The sequence below is a fragment of the Akkermansiaceae bacterium genome (assembly GCA_019634595.1).
In the GTDB taxonomy this organism is placed as follows: Bacteria; Verrucomicrobiota; Verrucomicrobiia; order Verrucomicrobiales; family Akkermansiaceae; genus Luteolibacter.
In genome coordinates this window covers 205277-227329 of the sequence record JAHCBC010000003.1, presented here as the reverse complement: position 1 = coordinate 227329, position 22053 = coordinate 205277, and the positions used below count along the sequence as shown (strand labels likewise).

Here is a 22053-nt window from a genome sequence, read left to right as displayed (position 1 = left end):
CGGCCTGCGGCGGGACGCCGCAGCCACAGTCGGATGGGTGGGCAGTCCTTAAATTCCGCCACCCTTCGGCAGTCCGCCTTCCGTGATCTTCACGTTTGTGATCCGCAGCGGGCCTCCCACGAACGGCTCGTTGGGGACGACGGCGGAGGAGAACTTCAGCTCCACCGGCATGCCGCCCTGGTCGGCGTCCACCTGGATGCCCGCGCACACCAGCAGCATCCGGCCATTGGTGAAGCCACCGCTGCGCAGGATGAAGACTCGGGGCTCTCCCTCGCACTTGCAGTGGAAGCTGCCCGTCACCCGCATCTTCGGCGGCACGTCCACCAGCGCGGAAATGCTGATGGTTTTTCCGCTGAGGGTGGCGATCTCTCCGGCGGAGAATTTCTTGCCGATGGATGCCTCCGGATTCCTGAAGTTCACCTCCAGCCCGCTACCATCCGCCGATTTCGTGGCATCGGCGTCTTTCCTGTCCGGAAGCTCCGCCCAATCGACCAATCCCTTGTCCGGCATCGCGGGCCATGATGGGGTGGTGAACGCCTGCCCCGCCGCGGCGGAGGTCCAGGCGGACATCAGTGCCGCCGCCACCAGGTCCGCGCCCTTGTGGTTGGACGGACCATCGCTGGGGTGGATGACGTCGTTGTTCCGGTAAAGGTCATCCGTCATCCCGGCGGTGACAAAGGCCGTGTGGGAGTCCACCAGTGTGAGCGATGGATGCAGGGCGGCGACCGTCTGGATGGACTCCAGCGCCCGCTTGTAGTTGTCCACCCGCTTCCACGCGTTCTGGTTCGTGATGACCTGGGGCACGCCCGGCCATTTCAGCGACGTCATGCCGATGGCGGCGAAAAGCCAGCCGCAAAGGGACGTCCTGTCACCCGGCAGCGACTGGAATGCCCCAAGCATGTTGTGCCCGTGGTGGAGGATGCAGCAGTCCGGCTGGGGGATGGCGTCGATCGCCTGCGCCCGGCGGGCGTTGACGAACATCTCCGTGGCGGAGGCACCGGGCAGGGTGGCCAGATAAACGGTGAGCGTCGCCTTGCCTTTGTCACGCAGCGTGACGGGGGCTTCGTATTGCTTCGGGCCGCTCGGCTTGCCCATCTCCCATTCGCCCCAGCGGTGCATCACCACCTTGCAGTCCATCGCCTCTCCGATGGCCTTGGCGAAGAGGAAATATGGTCCGTTCGGCTCATAGGAGGTGCTGTCGCCGTTGATGAAAAGGACGGCATCCTTTCCCGCGGCCAGCTTGCCCTTGATGGGGGAGAACGCGTTCGCGGTCCCCGTTTCCGCCGCCCGCATCCATCCGGCGGCTCCGAGGGTGAAGGCACTTGCGGAGGCGAGGAAGCGGCGGCGGGTCGTGGTCATCAGACGAGTTGTGTTTCTACGAGGAAGCGATACGTGCCGTTGTGCGCCAACAGTTCATCGTGAGTGCCACTTTCCACGATTTTGCCCTGGTTGAAGACCAGGATGCGATCGGCATGGCGGACGGTGGAGAGCCGGTGGGCGATGACCAGGCTGGTGCGGCCTTCCATCAGCCTTTCCAGCGCCTCGTTCACCAGCCTTTCGCTTTCGGAATCGAGCGCGGAGGTCGCTTCGTCCAGCAATAGGATGCGCGGGTCCGCGAGGATGGCGCGGGCGATGGCGATGCGCTGGCGCTGGCCACCGGAGAGCTTCGTGCCGCGCGGCCCCACCACCGTGTCGAATCCCTCCGGCAGAGCGGAGATGAAATCATGGGCATTGGCCTGCTTCGCCGCGGCCTGGATTTCCTCAGGCGTGGCACCGGGCCTGCCGTATTCGATGTTCTCACGGATGGTGCCGCCGAACAGCAGCACCTCCTGCGGCACGATGGCGATCTGCGAGCGCAGCGCGTGGAGCGAGAGGGATGGCGCGGGCCGGCCGTCGAACAGCACTTCGCCGCTTTCCGGTGAGTTGAAGCCGAGGATCAGGGAAAAGACCGTGGACTTGCCCGCGCCGGACGGTCCCACCAGGGCCACCCGCTGGCCCGGCTCCACCTGGAAGCCGAGGTCCGAAAGCACCTGTACATCCGGACGGGACGGGTAGCGGAAGGAGAGGTCGCGGAATGCCAGTGCCCCGCCGAGGCGCACGCCGTTTTCACCATCCTCACGCTCGGGCGGGGTGTGCATCAGCTCGCGCAGGCGCTCCGTGGCACCCGCCGTCTGTTGCAGCGCGGAGACGATCTCCGGGAACGTGCCGAGCGACGCGCCGACGAAGACACCGAACAACACGAACCACAGGAATTCCGTGCTGGAGATCTCGCCCGTCGCCATCATCCGCGCACCATACCAGCAGACGAAGGCGATGGTGCCGAACAGGGCGAAGATGATGAAGGAAAGGAACGCCGCCCGCGCCAGCGCGCCGCGCTTCGTCACATCCAGGAAGCGGGTGAGGGAGCGGTCATAGCGCGCGCCTTCCAGCGGCTCGTTGGTGAATGACTTCACATCCGCGATGCCCTGCACGCTTTCCTCGATGACCGTGCCGGCGTCCGCCAGCGCATCCTGTGCGTCCCGCGAGTGCTTCCTTACCTTGCGGCCGAAGATGGCGATGGCCAGCACCACGATGGGCACGCTGCCCAGCAGGATGAGCGACAGCTTCCAGGTGGCGATGAAGATGGCGATCAGGCCGCCGACGAGGATGACCGTGTGGCGCACCGCCTGCGGGATGGTGGTCAGCACCGTTTCCCGGACCAGGTTCAGGTCCGCGGAGATGCGGTTGCTCAGCGCGCCGGAGCGCTGTTCCTGGAAGAACGGCATCGGCAGGCGGATCATATGGCCGAAAAGGTCCCGCCGCATGTGGTTGAGCGCGGATTCACCGGAGCGGATGAAGCCCTGCACCCGGAAGAACGCGACGATGGACTGGAGCGCCAGCACCGCCACCAGTTCCAGCACGATGCGGTTCGACTTCGCCAGGATCTCGGCGGGGTCGATGCCATCGTTGAGGGCGTCCGTGGGGTTGCCGATCAGTTCCTTGAGAAACCATGGGAAGGCCAACGAAAGGATGGCGGTGAGGAAAAGCGCCACCATGGACGGGATGAAGATCCTCTTCTCCTTCATCAGGTAGCCGAAGATCCACCTCAGGGAGGAAATCGGCTTGCTGCGCTTCGGCTCGGACATGCCGGGATGGGAGACGATGGCGGGCACGCCGTCAACCGTGCAGCCAGCGTTTCAATCCCAACGGTGGACTCCCGCCGGAAGAAAGGGATGGTGTGGAATCCAGGTTCATTTTCACCCGTGCGGCAGGCGGGCGACCGCAAAATGGCAATTTGTCAGTGAACGCGGGGATTGCGCTACCCCGGCGGATGGCGCATGAAAGGCCCGATGACCGGTCGGGAAGTGCGCGAAGTGTTGGATCAGACGGGGGTGCTCCCCAGCAAGCAGCTCGGGCAGAACTTTCTGGTCGATCCGAACATGGCGCGCTGGATCGTCTCCCAGCTCGAACTGACCCCGGATGATGCGGTGGTGGAAGTCGGGCCGGGCACCGGCGCGCTCACGGAGCATGTGGTGGGCACCGTGCGGAAGGTCATCCTCATCGAGTTCGACGCCCGGCTCGCCGCGGCGCTCAAGGAGCGCTTCAAGGATGACCCCTCCGTCGAGGTCCACCATGAGGACGGCGCGAAGTTCGATGGCCGGAAGCTTTTCAAGCACCGCCCGGTGAAGTTCCTCGGCAACCTTCCATATTCCTCCGGGGGAGCGATCATGAAGAACCTGCTCAGCCGGCCGAACCCGTTTTCCCGCGCCGTGGTCATGCTGCAGAAGGAAGTCATCGACCGCCTGGCCGCCGCCGCCGGGACCGATGACTACGGCATGCTTTCCCTGCGTGTGCAGTCGGAGTGGGAGGTGAAACCTCTCCGCACCGTGCCGCCGGAAGCCTTCTATCCGCAGCCGAGGATCGACTCCAGTGTGGCCGTGCTCACGCCACGGAAAAGCGGCCTGCCTCCCTTTGACGCGCGGCTTTTCGATGAGATCATCCGTCGTGGGTTCGCCCAGCGGAGGAAGCAGCTCAAGAAGCAGATGCCGAAGGAACCGGCATGGGAGGATGTGGCCGGTGCGCTCGGCCTGCCCCTCACGGTCCGTGGCGAGGATCTCACGCTGGAGCAGTGGGTGGACCTTTCGCGGGCGTTCGATCCCCATCCGTTGAAGGATCTGCCGCAGAAGGATGGCGAGATTTTCGATGTGGTGGATGTGGATGACCAGGTCACCGGCACCGCCACCCGTGCGGACGTGCATGCCAACGGGCTGCTCCACCGCGCGGTCCATGTTTTCGTCCATAACAAGCGGGGGGACATCCTGCTCCAGCGTCGTTCATTGCTGAAGGACGCCCACCCGGGCGTGTGGGATTCCAGTGTTTCCGGGCACCTGGATTCCGGGGAGGACTATGAACCTGCGGCCATCCGGGAACTGGAGGAGGAAATGGGTATCTCCGGCGCGACGGTGGAGGAAGTGGGGCGCATCAAACCCTGTGCGGAAACCGGCTGGGAACACGTCCGCCTCTACCGCACGCGGCATGATGGCTCCGTGAAATTCCCCTGCGCGGAGATCGACGCCGCGATGTGGTTCCCCGTCGCGGAGGTGGAGGCATGGATCGCCAACCGGCCCGCGGATTTCGCCAGCGGCTTCCTGGAGTGCTGGAAATTGGCAAAGTGAAGGCAGAAAGCCGTCGCATTCTTCCGGAACCGGGTTACCGGTGTCCGGATGAAGGGTTATCGTGCGGCTCTGCTCACACTGATGCTTTTCACCCATGCGGGTGGCCAGCTCGTCCGCGTTCCTAACACCACGCTCAACCTCCCGGCGGCCCTGCCCTCCGCCACGGGATACACCACGCAGAACGCGCTGGGGGATCTGGTCTTCGATGAGCCGATGTCCGTCGTCTCCGTGCGGCATGAAAGGCACCGGTTGTTCGTCGCGGAGCGCGGAGGAATCCTAAGGATCGTGGATCTCACAGCGGCGGAACTGGAGGCGAAGCCCTATCTGGACCTGCGCGATCTGCTGGAGACGGACGAGACGTTCAACCGTGGAGGGGAAAACGGATTTCTCTCCGTGGCGTTCCATCCGGAGTTCGCCGCGAACGGGACGTTGTTCGTCTATTTCAGCTTCGTTGCCAAAGACGGAAAGCTGTTCCAGCGGCTCCACCGCGTGGTGATGGAAAGCCCCGCTTCGGACGCTCCGGAGATTTTTTCCCACGAACGCCTGCTGACAATCTACGACCGCGCGTCCAACCATAATGGCGGCACCATTGATTTCGGCCCGGACGGATACCTCTATCTTTCACTGGGGGACGAGGGCGGCGGCGGGGATCAGTACAACAACGCGCGCTTCATCACGCAGGACCCCACAGCGGGCCGGACCGGCTTCTGGGGGCAGATGGTGCGGCTGGATGTCGATCACCGCGCAGGAAACCTGACCCCGCAGTTACACCAGCAGAACTCCACCTCTTATCCGTCCGCAGTAAATGACGCCGCCTACAAGGTCCCGGCGGACAATCCCTTCATCGGCCGCACCACCTGGCACAATGTCGCCATCAATCCCGCAAACGTCCGCAATGAGATCTGGGCCACGGGCCTGCGGAATCCCTTCCGCTGGTCCTTCGACCGGCCCACAGGGCGGCTGTATCTGGGGGATGTGGGGCAGGGGGCGCGGGAAGAAATCGACATCATCACCCGGGGTGGTGACTACGGCTGGTCCTGGCGGGAGGGGACCCGTGAATACAACAGCCCGCCTTCCCCTGAGGATCCGCCTCCGTCCGGCTTTTCCCCCATAGAGCCGATCTATGACTACGGTAGATCCAGTAATGGGGTGCTGGGCGGTAACTGCGTGACGGGCGGGGCCGTGTACCGGGGTAACCGCCTGACCGAGCTGTTCGGAGCCTATGTCTTCGCGGACTACAGCGGTCCCATCGTCGCGTTGAGGGAAAACAACGGCACCTGGACCGCGGAAAAACTCGGAGAGGAGGGCGGTATCGTCCACTTCGGCCATGATCCGCGGGACGGCGACCTCCTCTTCTGCGCGAACGGACAGGTGAAGCGGTTCGTCCGCTCGCAGACCACCGGCACCGCCCCTCCGGCCACCCTTTCCGCCGTGGGCGCGTTTTCCAATCTGGCCTCCCTCACCCCGCACGCGGGCATCGTGCCCTACGATGTGAATCTCCCGTTCTGGAGCGACCACGCCATCAAGCGCCGCTGGTTTTCCATCCGCAACACGACGGACGATGTGACCTACAGCCGGGATGGCAACTGGACCCTGCCCACCGGGATGGTGTGGGTGAAACATTTCGACATCGAGACGGTGCGCGGCCAGCCGTCCTCCGCGCGCAAGCTGGAGACCCGCATCCTGGTGAAGACCGCCAGCGGCACCTATGGGCTTTCCTACCGCTGGCGGGCGGACCAGACGGATGCGGACCTGGTGGACGAAGAGGGGAGGGATGATCCGCTCACCATCACCGTCGGTGGCTCACCCACCTCACAGACATGGCGTTTCCCCAGCCGCGGGCAGTGCATGAACTGCCACACCCCGGTGGGCGGCCACGCGCTTTCCTTCAACACCCGCCAGCTCAACCGCGACCACCTCTACGGCACGCAGACGCGGAACCAGCTCACCGCGCTGGAGGTCGCGGGTTATTTCTCCAACAGCGTCGGCGGCGTCCACACCCTGCCCGCCTACGCCGCTACGGACGATGCCACCCAAAGCCGGGAGTGGCGGGTGCGTTCCTATCTGGCCGTGAACTGCTCCCAGTGCCACCAGCCCGGCGGCCCCGCGAGCGGAAATTGGGATGCCCGCGCGACGGTGGAGACGGATGCTGCGATGATCATCAACGGCGTCCTGCTCGACCCGGCGGGGAATGCCGCCAACCGATTCGTGGTGCCGGGGGATGTCACCCACTCGGTCGCGGTCCGCAGGATGCAGGGCATACCCTCCCGCATGCCACCCATCGGCTCGAACGTCATCGACTCCTCCGGCGTGGCGCTGCTCACGGACTGGATCAATGCGGACCTGCCCGCCCGCCGGAGCTTCGCCCAGTGGCAGGTGGCCATGTTCGGCGACCCGCCACCGGCGAGGGCCGCCCCGGACCAGGATCCGGATGGCGACGGGCTGGACAACCGCACGGAGTACCTGGCCGGGACCCTGCCTGAAACGGCGAACCCGCCGTCGCTCCTGAAAGCGGACATCTCCGGCGGCCAGCTCCGCTTCCGCCACACACTGCCCGCGAACCGGGCGATGGTCATCGAAACCAGCGAAACCCTCGCCCCCGGCTCCTGGGTGCCATGGGATGTGCCGGGAAATTCGCCCGTTTTTCCGGCTGCGGCGGGTGAAAGGACGTTGGAAATCCCTTTGCCCACCGGCCCCCGGCGGTTTTTCCGCGGGCGGATTTCCGCACCGTGACGATCAGGGTGTCCCTGTGGCTTGCCAAGCCGCTGCCGGGGGCTACGCTCTCGCGCGCATGCCGCAGCCTCCCGTCCAGCTCGAACCCGTAACGCCGGATCCCCGCAAGCTCTGGATGACCGCCCTCATCCTGGTGGTCATCATGGTCGTCGGTGCCGTGGCCATCCTGGGGGCCTACCGCAGCTACAACCGCAAGCAGGCCACCAGCGACCGCCCGGCGATGAACAGCAACCGCCTCACGCCGGAGAAGGATCTGCCCCTCGTGCGGCAGGACGGCGGGCGGGGTGCCTTGCTGGACCTTTCCGGGAAAGTCATCCTCATCCAGGTCGTCAGCTCCGCCCAGCCGGAGACTTCGGAGCGGACCAACGGCGTGATGAAGCGGATGGCGGAACAATACGCGGCGAACGATGACGTCGCCCTCGTTTCCCTGGTCGTGGACCCCGGCCCTCCGGAAAAGGCCCTGGAGTCCCTCACCACCGCCGCCACCGCCCTCGGTGCCAGCCTGCCCAAGTGGTGGGTGGGGACCAACCAGCAGGAACTTCTCCACAAGTATGTGAAAAAGGAGTTCAAGGCATCCATTTTCCCCCACCAGGAAGACGGGAAATGGGTGTTCGACACCTCGCTGGTGCTGCTCGACCGCAACGGCATCGTCCGCCAGCCGGTCGTTCCGCAGAAGCGGGGCGGATCACCCTATGTCGGGCCGTTTGACTTCGACCAGGCGGCCTCTTGGGACGAACGTGGAATAAAAACCGGGACGGAACGCTCCAACGCCGGAGAACTCGAAGCTCTCCTCGGAAAGACCATCGACATCCTGCTGACGGAGGCGGTCCAGAAGCCGTCTGACAGCAAGGCCCCCTTGTATTTCCTTGGTGCGGGAGTCGCACTTGCCATCGGGGGAGTCGGATACTTCGTGATCTCATCCCGGAAACGCCTCCGGAATCCGTGAAACAACCATGAGCCGCAAAACCACCATCTTCCTCTTCTACACCGGCGTCGCCGTCATCTCAGCCCTCATCATCGCGGCGGCGATCCTCACCCGGTCCACCTTCCCCGCGCTCCAACCCCGGGAGGAACTCATCATCGACAGTGGCAAGACCACGCCGCCGGATTACTTCGCCATCGGCAAGGACCTCACCGCCGTGAACCAGGATGAACAGCAGGTGAAGCTGTCCGACCTGCGGGGCAAGGTATGGGTCGCCGCGGAGTTTTTCGCCGTATGCCCGCACTGTGCCGTCCGCAACGGCTCCGAACTGCGGGAAATCTACGAAGCGTTCAAATCCGATCCGGATTTCCACATCGCCTGCATCTCCGTCGATCCGGAGGAGGACAAGCCGGAGAAGCTGAAGGAGTACGCGAAGGTGCTGGGCGCGGACACGAAGAACTGGTGGTTCCTCAACGCCGGGGAGGCCAAGGCGACGCACAGTTATCTGGAGAAGGAACTGAAATTCTTCGGCGTGCGCGAGCGCAGCGACCCGCTGGACATCGAGGCGAACGGCCGCTACCAGCACGACCTCGGCTTCCTGCTGGTGGACCGGAATTTCAACGTCATCGGCAAGTGGCCGCTGGCGGATGCCCGCTCCGAGGAAGCGAAGAAACGCGACCCGCAGATGTACGAGCGGATGAAGAAGGAACTCTTCGACCGCATCCGCCTGGAACTGGCGAAAAAGTGAATCTCCCATGACACCGGAACACAAAGCGTGGCTGTCACGCGCCCCTCAGGAAGCCCTTTCGAAGAAGCTGGGCATCACCGCATGGATCCTGACCGCCGTGGTGCTGGTGCTGGTGGTCATGATGCGCAGCCCCTACAAGATCCCGCTGCCGGAAGGCTGGTCCATGTCCTTCCTGCCGCCCGTGCATGCGGTTCTCAACACACTGGTCACCTTCGCACTCATCGGCGCGCTGGTGGCGGTGAAGCAAGGGAAGATCGCGCTGCACCGGAACTTCATCTTCGCGGCGATGGGCCTCTCGGTCGGCTTCCTGCTGTGCTACGTGGCCTACCACTTCACCACGGTGGAGACCCGCTATGGTGGAGAAGGGGTCATGCGGACCGTCTATTTCTTCCTCCTCATCACCCACATCGTGTTGGCGGGGATCAGCCTGCCGTTCATCCTGTTCGCCTTCATCTCCGGCTGGACGAACCGCTTCGCCGCCCACCGCAGGCTGGTGAAATGGGTCTTCCCGATGTGGCTCTACGTCGCCGCCACCGGCCCCGTCTGCTACTTGATGCTGCGGCCCTATTATTGACCAAGGAGCGCCGGCTTCAGCCGGCTTGGCTTCGCAAAGCAAAGATGCCGGCTGAAGCCAGCGCTCCGGTGATACGCGATCACGTGACTGGCGGGGGTTGAACCGGACGGGAGGACCGTATCTGATAGGTCCTCCCCCTGATGCTCTTCAACTCGTTCGAGTTCCTGGTCCTGCTCGCGATCACGCTCGTGCTGTACTATGTCCCCGTGCCGGCACGCTGGACACGTGTCTGGCAGGTGGGTGTGCTGCTTTCCGCCAGCTCCATCTTCTACGGCTGGGAGGATCCGCGGCTGCTGTTGCTGCTGGGCGTTTCCTGCGTCTTCAACGCCATCTCCGTCGAGAGGATCCTGTCGGCGAAGCGGGAGGAACGCCCCGTGGCGGCGAAACGCTGGCTGGTATGGGCCATCGTGCTGAACCTCGGCTTCCTCGCATTCTTCAAATACGCGGGCATCCTGCTAGGAACGGTGCCGGGCGTGCATCCGGCGGCGGTCGCGTGGGTCCGGTCGATCCCGCTGCCCATCGGCATCTCGTTCTACACCTTCCACGCCATCAGCCTGCTGGTGGATGTCCACCGTGGGAACGTGAGCCAGGAAACCCAGCGCCGCCTCGGCCGGTCGGGATCGGGCCGCGCGGCATCGCTGGGCGACCTTTCTCTCTACATCGTCTTTTTCCCGCAGCTCGTCGCCGGGCCGATCGTCAAGGCGCACGACTTCGTGGACCAGATCCGCGAGAAGCTCTGGAGCAACATCGACTGGACGCTGGTCCGCCGCTATCTGGTCACCGGCTATTTCCTCAAGATCTTCGTCGCGGACAATCTGGCGGAGCAAACCGTGCTGCTCACGGTGGAGGGCAGCCTGCGGACCAGCGGACCCATTTCGCTCATGGCCATGCTCTACGGCTATGGGCTGCAGATCTTCGCGGACTTTGCCGGGTATTCGCTCATCGCCATCGGGCTGGGCCTGATGTTCGGCTACCGTCTGCCGGAGAACTTCAGATTTCCCTACCTGTCGCTGAGCATCACGGAATTCTGGCGGCGTTGGCACCTCTCGCTCTCCTCCTGGCTGCGGGAGTATCTTTACATCCCGCTGGGCGGGAACCGGAAGGGATCCGGGCGCACTTACTTCAACCTTTTCCTGGTGATGTTCCTCGGCGGCCTCTGGCATGGCGCGGAGTGGAAGTTCGCGCTGTGGGGCACGCTCCATGGCGGCCTGCTGGCGTTCGAGCGGCTGGTCTTCCGCAGCCGCGCGGGCTCCTTCGCCTCCGCCGGTCCGTGGCGCTTGCTGCGCGACGGCTTCCGCTGGGTGTATGCCTTCCACGCGGTCATGTTCCTGTGGCTCACCTTCCTCATGCCGGACATGGCGCACATCCGCCTGTTCTTCGAGATGATGGGAAGCGGCGACTGGAGCGTGAAGGGGCAGCCCGTTTTCGCCCTCCTCGCCTATGGCGGCATGGCGGTGCTTTACCACGGCTGGGGATGGCTCCAGGAGCACCGCCCGTATTGGGTGAAGCAGGCGGGGAATCCATGGGCGGAGGGCATCGTCCATGCGGTGATGATCTTCCTGGTCATCACCAATCCCGGCGCGCCACGGGGCTTCATCTACTTCCAGTTCTGACATCGCACCATGGCCCGCTATCCTGTCATCCTCCTCGTTGCCCTCGCCGGATGTTTCGGCGCGCAGACGTTTGCCCTGAAGCTGGTGGGCGGGAAGACGCGCAAGAGCGAATCGAACTACTTCTCCTCCATCTCCCGCCTCCAGACCGGAGCGAAGGACCATCCCCGGGTGCTGTTTCTCGGTTCCTCCCTCACCGGCCGCCTGCCGGAACGCCCGCAGGCCGGAAACCTCGGCTGCGACGGAGCCAGCGCGGTCATCACCCTGCGCGCCATCGACGAGGGGCTGCTGCCATCCGCCGAAGTCATCTTCGTCGAGGCGAACACGCTTTCCTACGAACTCGACGGTAGGGGTAAGGAAACCGCAGCCGCCATCCGTTCGGATTGGTTCAAGGTGGGCATGAAAGTGCCGAACGTCGGAGCGACCGCGAGGCCGACCGCCTTCGCATACTCCTGGCTGGAGTCACACAGGAACAAGGAAGCCATCGCGGAAGCCGGTGATGCCTCTCCCTTCGCCGGATCATCCGGCTTCTCCGTCATGGATGCCGCGCCGGAATTGCAGGACGCCAGCGAGGAACGCCTGGTGGAGGAAATCTCCCGCATCCTCTCCCGCCTGAAATACAACGGCGCGGATGTGAGGCTCGTCCTGCTGCCCGCAGGCGGAAAGGAAACCGAGCTGGACCTGCGGATCGCGCGGGCGGTCGCGGCCAGGACCAGGTTGCCATGGTGGGACATGACCACTGGCATCCCGGCGGACGCCATCGGCTACACGGATGGCCGCCACATGGACGCCGCCGCAGCGACGTTCGTGGTCAACGCATTGCTGGAGTAAGGAGGGAGGACACTCCTGTCCTCCGGCTGCACCAGCAAGTCAGTGAAAATTCACCGCGAATGCGCAAAGGCCGCGAAGGAAAGAAACGGATCTTTTCAAGGCTGCCCGGATTCGTAGTCAGCATTCATTTATTTCCTGAAAACTGAACACTGAAAACTTCTCCACTGTTGTTCGCCAATGCCGCCGGAGGACAGGAGTGTCCTCCCTCCTTACGGCAACCGCTCGGTCGATATTGAAACCCTCAGCGTGGAGGTGACGCCCGGATTCCCGGCATAGCCTCCGGTCACGGGCATGACACCGCGCGGATGATGGCTCACACCCACCGCCACGTGGCCCGCACCGGTGCGGCGGCCGGTCGAGGGGTCGTAGCCCGTCCAGCCCTTGTCTGGCAGATAGACTTCCGCCCAAGCATGGGTCGAGCCGCGGCCCACCAGCGAGTTCGTGCTTTCCAGATAGCCGCTCACGAACCGCGCGGGATAGCCCATCGCCCGGCTTGTCTCGATCATCAGCACCGCCATGTCCCGGCAGGATCCGCTGCCGAAATCCAGCGTCGCGATGGGGGACTGCACGCCCGGTTCCTCCCGCCGCGTGTAGCGGATGGTCTTGAAAATGAGCGCCGCCAGTTCATCGAAGATCGCGCGGCGGTCTCCGGTCTGTGGTTCCAGATTGTTGGCGACGAACCATTTCCTCAACCGTTCCACTTCCTGCGGATAGGTGAACTGCCGGTAGGGGACGGTGATGAGTTCGTCGATGCCCGCGACATGCGGCGGATACGCGACCAGCAGCGGCGGCTTCTCTTTGTCCACGGGTGCCGGCAGGGCGATGATGAACTCGCTCCGGATGCGGAGTTCCGCGGAGGGTTCCGTGAACTCAGCCACCGCGATGGAGTTGTCCAGGATGTCACGGTGCCAGTGGATCTCCGAGCGGGGGAATGTCTCCAGCGTCATCATGTGGAGGCGCACGTCGTGGCCCTCCCGCGGGCGCAGGACGAGGCGGTGGGGCGAAAAATGGACCGGCTCCGAATAGGTGTAGAGCGACTCATGCACGAGATGCAGCCGCTCGCGGGGTTCGGTTTTGACGTCCAGGATTTCCATGGGCCACGGGTGGATTCAGAGCAGGGCGATCGCCTGGTTCGCCGCATGCAGCGTGTCGCGGGTGATGGGGACGAACTCCCCATCCAGCGACTCACAGGCCACCTGGATGTTGTTGAGCACCGGGTTCCCGAAGATGGTGCAGACGGCGGCGTCCGCGGCGTCCCGGCCGGTGGCGATGCGCACCAGACCATTCAGCGGGGCGAGGCGGGTGGGGTCGAAAACATACCACATCCCGCCGATGAAGACTTCAAACACAGCGTGGATATCCGGCGGATCCAGCAGGTGGGAGTAGCAGGACACGTAGCGCGCCGGCATGTTCATCGCCCGGCAGAAGCCGATGGCGAGATGGGAAAAATCGCGGCAGACGCCCTGCCGCTGCTCCAGCGTATCCACCGCGGAGGATTGCTCGTTGGAGGTGCCGCTGCGGTAGGCGACATGCTCGTAGATCCAGTCACTGATGCCGGAGGCGATGGCGTGCGGATCCTCCAGATGGCCGAAAAGATCGACGGCCTGTTGCCGGAGACGGTCGGACTGGCAGTAACGGCTGGGGAAAAGGAACGGGATCGCATCCGGAACCAGCAGGTGTGGTCCTTCCGAAATCAGCGAGGAAACATCCGTGAGCTGGATGCTGGTCTCCACATCCGCCTGGTAGCGGAGCGCCAGCGGTCCGCTGCCGGACGTCCGGACACGGGTGAAGCGGTTCATCCCCACGCCGATGGTGAAGTCATCCGTGTCCGCCTCCGGCTCGATCAGGAGCGACTCGTTTTCAATGTGCTGGCCGTTCGTTTCGATGCACTTGAGCGCGAAGAAGAACGTGGCGGGATCTTCCAGATGGTAGTCGAGCTGGGAACTGACGCGGAATCGCATCCGCCATCCTAACACATGGAAGTCCCGGATGCCATGGTTCCCGGAGGGAATTTATGTTCGGGAACCGCGGATGGAAGATGAATGGCCTTCATCCATGTCCATCCGCCCATTGGGACTCTGTCGATAGGCCTCGTGCAGACATCCGCTTTTCAAGATTGGCGAAACCGGAAAACCCGGGCACAGTGCGCGCCCGACCTGCCTGGTATGAAGATCCTCAGTTACAACGACCCCGGCTATCCATCGTTCGTCCGCAAGCTCAACCGGCGCGCGATCCCGGAGCATGGCGTGCGGGATCTGGTGTCACAGATCATCTCCGAAGTGGCGGAAAAAGGCGACCAGGCATTGTTCGCCTACACGAAACGCTTCGACAACGCCGTCCTCACCCCGAAGACCCTTTTCGTCAGCGGGGCGGAGTTCGCCGCCGCGGAGGAAAGCGTTTCCCCGGAGACGAAAGAAGCGGTCGCCCGCAGTCTCGCCAACATCACCGCCTTCGCGAAAAAAAGCCTGCGCAAGGATTGGTCCGCGAAGAACGCCGAAGGCGCCGTCGTGGGTGAACGCTTCACCCCGTTCGAGCGGGTGGGTGTCTATGTCCCCGGCGGCAAGGCCCCCCTCGTATCGACCGCGCTGATGACCGCGGGCTTCGCGAAAGCCGCGGGTGTCCCGCAGATCGTGGCTGCCACTCCCTGCGGCGCGAACGGAACCGTGAATGCCGCACTGCTTTACGCCCTCAAGGCGGCCGGCGTGACCGAAGCGATCAAGGTCGGCGGGGCGCAGGCCATCGCCGCGCTCGCGCTGGGGACGAAGTCGGTGAAGCCCGTGGACCGGATTTTCGGACCGGGGAACACCTTTGTCGTGGAGGCGAAACGCCAGCTCATCGGCGCGGTGTCCATCGACCTGCTGCCCGGGCCGAGCGAGATTCTCATCGTCGCGGACAAGACGGGGGATGCGGACTTCATCGCGTCCGACCTGCTCGCCCAAGCAGAGCACGGCGGCGACAGCGTCGTCGGCTTTGTCACCGACTCGAAGGCCTTGCTTGGCAAGGTGCTCAAGGCCATCGACCGCCAGCTCCCCACCCTTTCCCGTCCGAAGATCATCAAGGAAGTGCTCAAGAACGGCACCTTCCTCCTGCATGTGAAATCCTTCGCGGATGCGGTGGAAATTTCCAACGCTTTCGCGCCGGAACACGTCTCGCTCATCGTCGCGGACGAGGACAAGTGGCTGCCGCAGATCAAGACCGCGGGTGCCATCTACCTTGGCAACGACTCCCCCGTGGCTGTCGGTGATTTCCTCGCCGGTCCCAGCCACACCCTGCCCACCGGTGGTGGTGGCCGTTCCTTCTCCGGCCTGCGCGCCGACCAGTTCCAGCGCCGCACCAGCATCGTGAAGCTCGACAAGAAGTCGGTCCGCAAATCCCTTTCCGTGGTCGAGGAATTCGCCCGCATCGAGGGACTTGATGCCCACGGCCGCTCCACGGCCATCCGGTTGGAGAAGTGATTGCTGGGAGCGCTGGTCTTCAGACCGGCATCTTGGCATCGCTCGTCGAAAGAGCCGGTCTGAAGACCAGCGCTCCCAGCGAACCCCTCAGAGCGCCAGGTAAGCCTCGATCTCCCGGCTCGGGTCGTCCGCGCGCATCAGCGACTCACCGATCAGCACGGCATTCGCGCCGGCATCCCGCGCGCGTTTCGCGTCATCCAGTGTCTTGATACCGCTTTCGGAAACGAGCAGCACTTCATCCGGAACCTCGTCGGCGAGGGCTTCGGTGGTGGCCAGATCGATCTCGAAGGTCTTCAGGTTCCGGTTGTTGATGCCGATGAGGTCCGCCCCCAGCTCCAGCGCGCGGTCCATTTCCTCCAGGTTGTGGACTTCCACCAGCACGTCCAGTTGGAAGGACTTCGCCTCCTCGTAGAGTCCGCGCAGGAGATCGTCATCCAGCGCGGCGACGATGAGCAGGATGGCATCCGCCCCGGCGATCACCGCTTCATGGATCTGGATCGGGTGGATGGTGAAATCCTTCCGCAGCAACGGTGCGGTGGAGAATTCCGAGATTTTCGAAAGGTAGCTCAGGGAACCCTGGAAGTATTTCTCGTCCGTCAGGATGGAGAGGCAGGATGCGCCGCCGTCGATGTAGCGCCGGGCCTGCCGGATGGGGTCGAAGTTCGGGTCGATCAGGCCGACGGAAGGAGATGCCTTCTTCACCTCGGCGATGACGCCCAGCTTGTCCGGTCCACGGTCGAGCGCGCTGCGGAAACCCCTGAAATCATTTCTCTGGAGGGCGGCGGCGCGGAGGTGGGAAGCACGTGGTAGGAGGGCTTCGACCTCCAGATGCTTGGTGGCGATGATCTGTGCGAGTTTGTCGGACATGCTGGCGCGGCAAGGGAAACCCAGCCCCGGAGGAAAGAACATGGAAATTTTTGTCAAAAATGTCTTGCCCGCCGTCGCTGCGGATGTAGAAACCCCCCGCACGCAATCAGCGTCGCGGGCGTAGCTCAGTGGTAGAGCGCCACCTTGCCAAGGTGGATGTCGTGAGTTCGAATCTCATCGCCCGCTCCAACCTCCCATCCGGGAGGTTTTTTCATTTCCGATGATTGAGATTGGGTTTGGCAGAACCCGCCTTCCGGTTAGAACCGATCCATGTTCGTCTGGTCGAAACTCTCCGCCGCCAAATGGATCGATGCCTGGGAAGACCGCTTCCACGGGAATCCCAACTTCGTCCTCGATTACCTCAAGGGCGGGAAATCCGTGCGCGTGCAGGTTTATTGCGAATCGAAGAAAGACGCCGATGCCATCGTGAAGCAATTCGGCGGCAGCGTGCGCAAGCTCGTGAGCAGTGACTGGCAGAAGCCGGTGGAGGCTCCGAAGCCTCTCAAGGTGCGCGACGTTTTCCTCCTCACTTCCGAAACGGGAAAGAAGGAACTGGATGCGTTGAAAAAGGAGCACCCTAACCGCGAACTCATCATCATCCCGCCGGAAATGGCTTTCGGCACCGGCGACCATGCCACCACCTCCACCTGCCTCCGCCTGCTGGTGGATGTGGCCCGGAAAAGGAAAGGCACCAACTGGACCGTCGGCGACCTCGGCACCGGCACCGGCCTGCTCGCCATCGCGGCCCGGAAGCTCGGCTCCGGCCCGGCGTATGCCTGCGATTTCGACCCCTTCGCCGTCACCGTCGCGGAGCGGAATGCCGAACGCAACAAGGTCGATGGCATCGACGTGAAGGAACAGGACATCCTCAAGTGGAAGCCTGGAAAGAAGGGCTACGACGTCGTGTTGGCCAACATCTTCTCGACCGTCCTCATCCAGGCATGGCCGGTGATCGCCAAATCGGTCGCACCAGGGGGCGATCTCATCGTTTCCGGCATCCTCGCCTCCCAGGCATGGGATGTGTTCGAGGCCGCCGCGAAGTCCGGCCTCGGCTTCACGAAGGTGATCCGCAAGGGCAAGTGGGTCACCGCCCACGGCGGCCACATGGCGGACCTGATCAAGGAGAAGTGACGCCTCACCTCTGGCACTTCGGGCACCAGTAGGTGGACCGCTGGCCCATCACCGCATGGCGGATGGGCGTGCCGCATTTCAGGCAGGGTTCGCCTTTCCGTTCGTAGACGAAGAGCTTCTGCCGGAAATAGCCCGGCTCGCCATCCGATTTCAGGAAATCCCGCAGGGTCGTGCCGCCTTGCTCGATTGAGTCCGCCAGCACCTCCTTGATGGCGGCGGTGAGTTTTTTCAGCCGCGGCAGGGTGAGGGTGTTTGCCGCGGTCTGGGGAAGGATGCCGGCGCGGAAGAGGGACTCGGAGGCATAGATGTTCCCCACGCCGACCACGACCTTCGCATCCATGATGACGAGCTTGATCGCGGCCTTCCGCGAGGCGCAGGCGGAGCGGAGATACTTCACACCGAAGGTTTCCTCCAGTGGCTCCGGGCCGAGGTTTTTCAACAACGGATGCTGCTCCGGCGGCAGGGTAAAATGGAGGGCCAGCCCGAACCGCCGCGGATCATGGAAACGGAGCTGCTTCCCGTTCGAAAGTGTGATGCCGAGGTGGTCGTGCTTCTTCCACGCCTCCTCCGGCCCGATCACCCGCAGGCTGCCCGACATGCCCAGGTGGATCATCATGGATGATCCGTCGTCGATGCCGAAGATCAGGTATTTCGACCTGCGGATGACGGAAAGGATCTTCCGGCCCTCGATGGTGGCCAGGGTGGGGCTGACGGGTTGCCGCAGGTCGTGGCGTTTCACGATCACCTCACGGACCTTCGCTGCGGTCACATGCGGCTCGATGCCGCGGCGGGTGGTCTCGACTTCGGGAAGCTCCGGCACGGTGGTTCAGCGGAAGACGTAAAGCCAGATGGCGGCGACATGGCAGGCACTGCCGCCCAGCACGAACAGATGCCAGATGGCGTGATGGTAGCGGAGCTTGGTCCAGAGAAAGAAGACGACGCCGAAGGTATAGCTCAGCCCCCCGGCGACCAACCATGCGACGCCTGCGGTCGGCAACGCCCGGACCAGCGGGCCGATGGCGACGACGGCCAGCCACCCCATCACGACGTAGAGCGCGGTGGAGATCCAGTGGTCCTTTCTCCCGGGCAGCACCAGCTTGATCACCACCCCGGCCAGCGCCATGGCCCACACCACGCACAGCAGCGTCCAGCCCCACGGCCCGCGCAGGGAAATGAGCATCACCGGCGTGTAGGACCCGGCGATGAGCAGATAGATGCAGGCGTGGTCCAAGGACTGGAGGAAACCTTTCATCCTCACTCCGCTGAAGGCGTGGTAGAGCGTTGACGCTCCGTAGAGCAGGACCAGCGAGCCGCCGAAGATGGAGGCGCACACCACCTCGGTGGCCGTGTTGCACACCGTCAGGATCATCCCCACCAGCGCGGCGATGCTCAGCACCACGCCCAGCGCGTGGGTGAGGGTGCTGGCCATCTCCTCGCCATGGCTCTGGCAGAGCGGGGACCTGGATGCGGGCTGCTGGTTCATCGGGCGTCGTATTCCCATCGCTCCGGCGGGGCGGTTTGTCGAGGCCGGGTTTCCGCAAGAGGTGTAGCGAAGGTCGTGAGACCTTCGGCTGGAAAAAATGGTGGGGCGTGGCGGAGGCGGATGGAGCGCCGGCTTCAGCCGGCATGGTGGAGACGCCGGATTCTCCGGGGCCGGCTGAAGCCAGCGCTCCGTTGGAATCCGGAAATCGATGTTGCGGAATGCGGATTTCAGCTAGGCTACACGCTATGGCACCGGCAGACGGAGAGGCATGGAAGCGGGAAATCGAGGCTCTCCGTGCCCGGTTGGACCAACTGGAAAGCGGGCATAGGGCGGTGCTGGAGGAAATACGGAAGAAGCTTTCCGAACTGGAATCTGCTTCCCTTGTCTCCCAAACGGACCTGCCCGAGGTGCCGGAAGTGGTGGAAGAAGCCCCGCCGCTGCCTGTGGAAGAGGCACCCGCACCCATCGCCCCGCCTCCACTGCCGCCTTCTCCATTGCCACCGGCTCCGGTGGAGGCTCCATCTCCGGAACCCATGCCCGCCGCTTCCCCGAAGAGTCCGGCCACGGACGGCGGATTCGAAATGCAACTTGGCCGCGTGTGGTTGGTCAGGTTCGGGGTCGTGCTGTTGCTGACGGGCCTAGTCCTGCTGGGGAACTTCGCCTATAAGAGCTGGATCCGCGAAATGCCGAACGGCGTCCGGCTTCTCGGTCTCTTCCTCTGTGCGGGCGTCCTGATGGAGACCGGCCGCAGGCTGGCCGGAAAGGCCGCGCTCCAGCGCTTCGGCGAGGTCATCCTGGCCGGAGGCATGTCCTTCTTCTACTACTGCACGTTCGCCTCCCACCATGTCGCCCGGCTGCGGGTGATCGACAGCCCGGTGGTTGCGGGGATCCTCATGCTCGGTGCCGCGGGTGTGATCGTGACGGTGTCCTGGCTGCGGAATGCCCGGACAACGGCGGTCCTCGGGATACTGTTGGCATCGTACTCCACCATGCTGCAGCCCATCGGCTGGATGACCTGCTTCTCCAGTGTCATCCTCGCGGCGGCCGGGGTGCTGCTCATGCTCCGTCCCGGGTGGATGGGACCGGGCGTGGCGTCGATGGCGGGCACCTATGGCGCGTTCCTCGGCTGGCAGTTGCTGGGGGCCTCCGGTGGGGTCATCAGGGACCCGGCGGTGATGTGGTTCCTGCCGCCGGTCTGGATCATGCTGGCACTGCCGGGCGTGCTCGACCGTTTCCGCGAGGCCATGGGGCCCAGGGCGCGGGCATGGTTCACGGGGGGGAACAACGCGGCGTTCTTCACCCTGTTCAGCGGTCTGTGGTGGCAGCGCTACCAGAGCGAGAACTACTGGATGGTCTGTGCGGTGTTCGGTCTGGTGCTGCTGGCGCTGGGAGTCGTCGGCAGGCGGCGCAGCGAGATCGCCGGAGGGGTGAATGTCTTCCAGGGGCTCGCACTGCTCAGCCTGGCGATGGTGATCCGCCTGGAGGGCTTCCACCTCGCGCTCGGGCTGGCGTTTGAGTCGCTGGCGCTGGCGCTCGCCTTCGCGAAGTTCCGTGGCCGCAGCGAGTTCGTCTTTTCCTGTCTGGCCGCCGCCGGGGTATTGTTTCTCACCTTGATCCGGCTGATTCCCTTGGTTCCCTATGGCCCGATCCCGCCCTGGAGCGCCGGAGTCGCCGCGCTGCTGGTCGCCGCGGCATCCGTTCCCCTCCGCGTGGGTTCCACATCCGGGAAGGCAGGCTATTTTCTGGAAATGGCACGGTCCGGCGCGGGGATGGTGTTTTCCTTCGCGGTTGTCATGGGCATCGCGGGATGGGCGTGGTGGCTTCCCGGCCCGTGGCCCGCACTGGCCATGGCAGGAGTTGCGGCGGCTCTGTCCGCGGGATTCCTGCTGGCTCCCCGTGGCAGGGAGATGCCGGAGCTTGCCTTCGGTGCACTGGCTTTCGTGGCGGCTTCGGCCTGGCCCTCGCTTCACCTGACGGAATGGCTGCCGCTGGCATCCATCTCATGCGCCACACTGGTCACCGCAGGACTCTGGCACTGGCGCGAACGTCATTCCGATGTGGATGACTTCGGGAAATGCCTGCCGGACCTGCATGGCTGGATCTATTCCGTCGCCACCGCCGCCGCGGCTGCCTGGGCAATCACCCAAGGTGGAGCCGCCCAACACGGATTGATGCTCGCGGCCATCGTCAGCATGGCGCTGCTGGCCGCGGCCATCTTCGGAAAGATCGGCCGGTTGGCTCCGTGCTCCGCGGCCCTGCTGCTTCCGGCGACGGTCCGGTTCGGAAATGCCACGGTGGGGGACAGCCTGTGGCTCACGGGAACTGCTTTGGCGATGCTGGCTCTGCTGCTTTGCTCCGGGAAAACCCTGCCACAGGGCCTGCGCCTTGCCACCGCCTGGATCCTCCGCGGCACCGCTTTCATCGGCACCTGCTTTTTCTGGAATGTGTTCGCGCCCGGCTTCTTCGGGGACGGTATGGCTTTCACTGCCATCCTGCTCCTCGCCGCCGCCATCCTCCTGAAAATACGGACCATGCCGGAAGTGTGGGGCTTCCTCGCGCTGGCCGTGTTGTGGCTGCTGAGAGGAGTCCACGACATCTGGCGGATGAATCCGGACGCGTCGTGGCGCGGCTGGGCGGTGGTCTGCGCGTTGATCGGCCTGGTGGTCTGGACCTCATGGTTCCGGAAGGAAGCCGACCGCAGGCCCGCGGCGGTGGCCGGTTGGGCGGCCGCTGTCATCGGCTCGATGTGGGCCACGCAGATGCTCGTCTGGCGTCACGATTGGCATGCTGTGTCCGTGCTGTGGACCGTGCTGGGCTTCGGCATGGTCAGTGCGGGGCTCGCCATCCGGTTGGTGGCGCTCCGCCAGGCGGGTTTCTGCCTGCTGGCCATGGCGATCCTGAAGGTGTTCGTGCGGGATGTCTGGGACTTCAACGCGTTCACCCGCGTGATCGCCTTCATCGTCCTGGGAGCCGCGCTGATCCTGCTCGGTCTGTTCTACAACCGCTTCGCCCCTGTCCTGAAGCGGTTGCTCGAGGAAAAGTGA

Annotated in this window: 17 protein-coding genes and 1 tRNA gene; 11 read left to right on the top strand and 7 right to left on the bottom strand. The window is 64.1% G+C overall.

Translation table 11 applies throughout. The features are described from left to right. Positions 1–48 precede the first annotated feature (48 nt). Together KF712_11610 and KF712_11605 are read right to left on the bottom strand one after the other, a co-directional pair. A complete protein-coding gene (locus KF712_11610) occupies positions 49–1359 on the bottom strand; it encodes an SGNH/GDSL hydrolase family protein (GenBank protein ID MBX3741631.1) in 1311 nt (436 codons plus the stop codon). Beyond that, positions 1359–3152, bottom strand: coding sequence for an ATP-binding cassette domain-containing protein (locus KF712_11605; GenBank protein MBX3741630.1), 1794 nt, complete (start codon positions 3150–3152; stop codon positions 1359–1361). Before KF712_11605 ends, KF712_11610 begins: the two co-directional genes overlap by 1 nt. Before the next feature lie 177 nt (positions 3153–3329). On the opposite strand from KF712_11605, the gene rsmA reads away from it, so the two are divergent. The 7 genes from rsmA to KF712_11570 all read left to right on the top strand — a co-directional run bounded on the left by rsmA (position 3330) and on the right by KF712_11570 (position 12073). Continuing rightward, a complete protein-coding gene (gene rsmA / locus KF712_11600) occupies positions 3330–4655 on the top strand; it encodes a ribosomal RNA small subunit methyltransferase A (GenBank protein ID MBX3741629.1) in 1326 nt (441 codons plus the stop codon). A gap of 48 nt (positions 4656–4703) precedes the next feature. Then, complete coding sequence (locus KF712_11595) at positions 4704–7388, top strand: PQQ-dependent sugar dehydrogenase (protein MBX3741628.1); 2685 nt, start codon at positions 4704–4706, stop codon at positions 7386–7388. Positions 7389–7446: 58 nt separating this feature from the next. Continuing rightward, positions 7447–8334 (top strand): hypothetical protein, encoded by an 888-nt coding sequence (locus KF712_11590; GenBank protein ID MBX3741627.1) that lies wholly within the window; start codon positions 7447–7449, stop codon positions 8332–8334. A gap of 7 nt (positions 8335–8341) precedes the next feature. After that, the gene (locus tag KF712_11585; GenBank protein MBX3741626.1) at positions 8342–9058 is read left to right on the top strand and encodes an SCO family protein; all 717 of its coding nucleotides are present in this window, start codon (positions 8342–8344) and stop codon (positions 9056–9058) included. A gap of 7 nt (positions 9059–9065) precedes the next feature. Continuing rightward, a complete protein-coding gene (locus KF712_11580) occupies positions 9066–9632 on the top strand; it encodes a DUF420 domain-containing protein (GenBank protein ID MBX3741625.1) in 567 nt (188 codons plus the stop codon). A 140-nt stretch (positions 9633–9772) separates the two neighbouring features. Then, a complete protein-coding gene (locus tag KF712_11575; GenBank protein ID MBX3741624.1) occupies positions 9773–11245 on the top strand; it encodes an MBOAT family protein in 1473 nt (490 codons plus the stop codon). 9 nt (positions 11246–11254) lie between these two features. After that, a complete protein-coding gene (locus KF712_11570) occupies positions 11255–12073 on the top strand; it encodes a hypothetical protein (GenBank protein MBX3741623.1) in 819 nt (272 codons plus the stop codon). Between the two features lie 209 nt (positions 12074–12282). On the opposite strand, the gene KF712_11565 is transcribed toward KF712_11570, so the two are convergent. Further along, on the bottom strand, positions 12283–13167 hold the full coding sequence (locus tag KF712_11565; GenBank protein ID MBX3741622.1) for a transglutaminase family protein: 885 nt from the start codon (positions 13165–13167) through the stop codon (positions 12283–12285). 15 nt (positions 13168–13182) lie between these two features. Next, positions 13183–14034, bottom strand: coding sequence for a transglutaminase family protein (locus tag KF712_11560; GenBank protein MBX3741621.1), 852 nt, complete (start codon positions 14032–14034; stop codon positions 13183–13185). Between the two features lie 204 nt (positions 14035–14238). Here KF712_11560 and hisD point away from each other — a divergent pair, with 204 nt between their 5' ends. Further along, positions 14239–15528 (top strand): histidinol dehydrogenase, encoded by a 1290-nt coding sequence (hisD, locus tag KF712_11555; GenBank protein MBX3741620.1) that lies wholly within the window; start codon positions 14239–14241, stop codon positions 15526–15528. Positions 15529–15615: 87 nt separating this feature from the next. On the opposite strand, the gene trpC is transcribed toward hisD, so the two are convergent. Continuing rightward, the gene (gene trpC / locus KF712_11550; GenBank protein MBX3741619.1) at positions 15616–16395 is read right to left on the bottom strand and encodes an indole-3-glycerol phosphate synthase TrpC; all 780 of its coding nucleotides are present in this window, start codon (positions 16393–16395) and stop codon (positions 15616–15618) included. Between the two features lie 114 nt (positions 16396–16509). On the opposite strand from trpC, the gene KF712_11545 reads away from it, so the two are divergent. Then, positions 16510–16584: transfer RNA gene (locus KF712_11545), tRNA-Gly, on the top strand. 81 nt (positions 16585–16665) lie between these two features. Next, entirely contained in the window at positions 16666–17526 is an 861-nt protein-coding gene (locus tag KF712_11540; GenBank protein MBX3741618.1) for a 50S ribosomal protein L11 methyltransferase, read from the top strand. A 4-nt stretch (positions 17527–17530) separates the two neighbouring features. Here the strand turns inward: KF712_11540 and mutM are convergent, their stop codons facing one another. After that, positions 17531–18346 carry a bifunctional DNA-formamidopyrimidine glycosylase/DNA-(apurinic or apyrimidinic site) lyase gene (gene mutM / locus KF712_11535; GenBank protein ID MBX3741617.1) on the bottom strand — a complete coding sequence of 272 codons (816 nt, stop codon included), beginning with the start codon at positions 18344–18346 and terminating at the stop codon, positions 17531–17533. A gap of 6 nt (positions 18347–18352) precedes the next feature. Continuing rightward, the gene (locus tag KF712_11530) at positions 18353–19009 is read right to left on the bottom strand and encodes a hemolysin III family protein (protein MBX3741616.1); all 657 of its coding nucleotides are present in this window, start codon (positions 19007–19009) and stop codon (positions 18353–18355) included. 245 nt (positions 19010–19254) lie between these two features. Between KF712_11530 and KF712_11525 the strand changes: the two genes are divergently transcribed. After that, positions 19255–22053 (top strand): DUF2339 domain-containing protein, encoded by a 2799-nt coding sequence (locus tag KF712_11525; GenBank protein MBX3741615.1) that lies wholly within the window; start codon positions 19255–19257, stop codon positions 22051–22053.

Bases quoted from the DNA above. Each gene is read 5' to 3' on its own strand.
- KF712_11610 (MBX3741631.1), bottom strand. From the start codon at position 1,359: ATGACCACGACCCGCCGCCGCTTCCTCGCCTCCGCAAGTGCCTTCACC.
- rsmA (MBX3741629.1), top strand. From the start codon at position 3,330: ATGACCGGTCGGGAAGTGCGCGAAGTGTTGGATCAGACGGGGGTGCTC.
- KF712_11595 (MBX3741628.1), top strand. From the start codon at position 4,704: ATGAAGGGTTATCGTGCGGCTCTGCTCACACTGATGCTTTTCACCCAT.
- KF712_11590 (MBX3741627.1), top strand. From the start codon at position 7,447: ATGCCGCAGCCTCCCGTCCAGCTCGAACCCGTAACGCCGGATCCCCGC.
- KF712_11585 (MBX3741626.1), top strand. From the start codon at position 8,342: ATGAGCCGCAAAACCACCATCTTCCTCTTCTACACCGGCGTCGCCGTC.
- KF712_11580 (MBX3741625.1), top strand. From the start codon at position 9,066: ATGACACCGGAACACAAAGCGTGGCTGTCACGCGCCCCTCAGGAAGCC.
- KF712_11575 (MBX3741624.1), top strand. From the start codon at position 9,773: ATGCTCTTCAACTCGTTCGAGTTCCTGGTCCTGCTCGCGATCACGCTC.
- KF712_11570 (MBX3741623.1), top strand. From the start codon at position 11,255: ATGGCCCGCTATCCTGTCATCCTCCTCGTTGCCCTCGCCGGATGTTTC.
- KF712_11565 (MBX3741622.1), bottom strand. From the start codon at position 13,167: ATGGAAATCCTGGACGTCAAAACCGAACCCCGCGAGCGGCTGCATCTC.
- KF712_11560 (MBX3741621.1), bottom strand. From the start codon at position 14,034: ATGCGATTCCGCGTCAGTTCCCAGCTCGACTACCATCTGGAAGATCCC.
- hisD (MBX3741620.1), top strand. From the start codon at position 14,239: ATGAAGATCCTCAGTTACAACGACCCCGGCTATCCATCGTTCGTCCGC.
- trpC (MBX3741619.1), bottom strand. From the start codon at position 16,395: ATGTCCGACAAACTCGCACAGATCATCGCCACCAAGCATCTGGAGGTC.
- KF712_11540 (MBX3741618.1), top strand. From the start codon at position 16,666: ATGTTCGTCTGGTCGAAACTCTCCGCCGCCAAATGGATCGATGCCTGG.
- KF712_11530 (MBX3741616.1), bottom strand. From the start codon at position 19,009: ATGAACCAGCAGCCCGCATCCAGGTCCCCGCTCTGCCAGAGCCATGGC.
- KF712_11525 (MBX3741615.1), top strand. From the start codon at position 19,255: ATGGCACCGGCAGACGGAGAGGCATGGAAGCGGGAAATCGAGGCTCTC.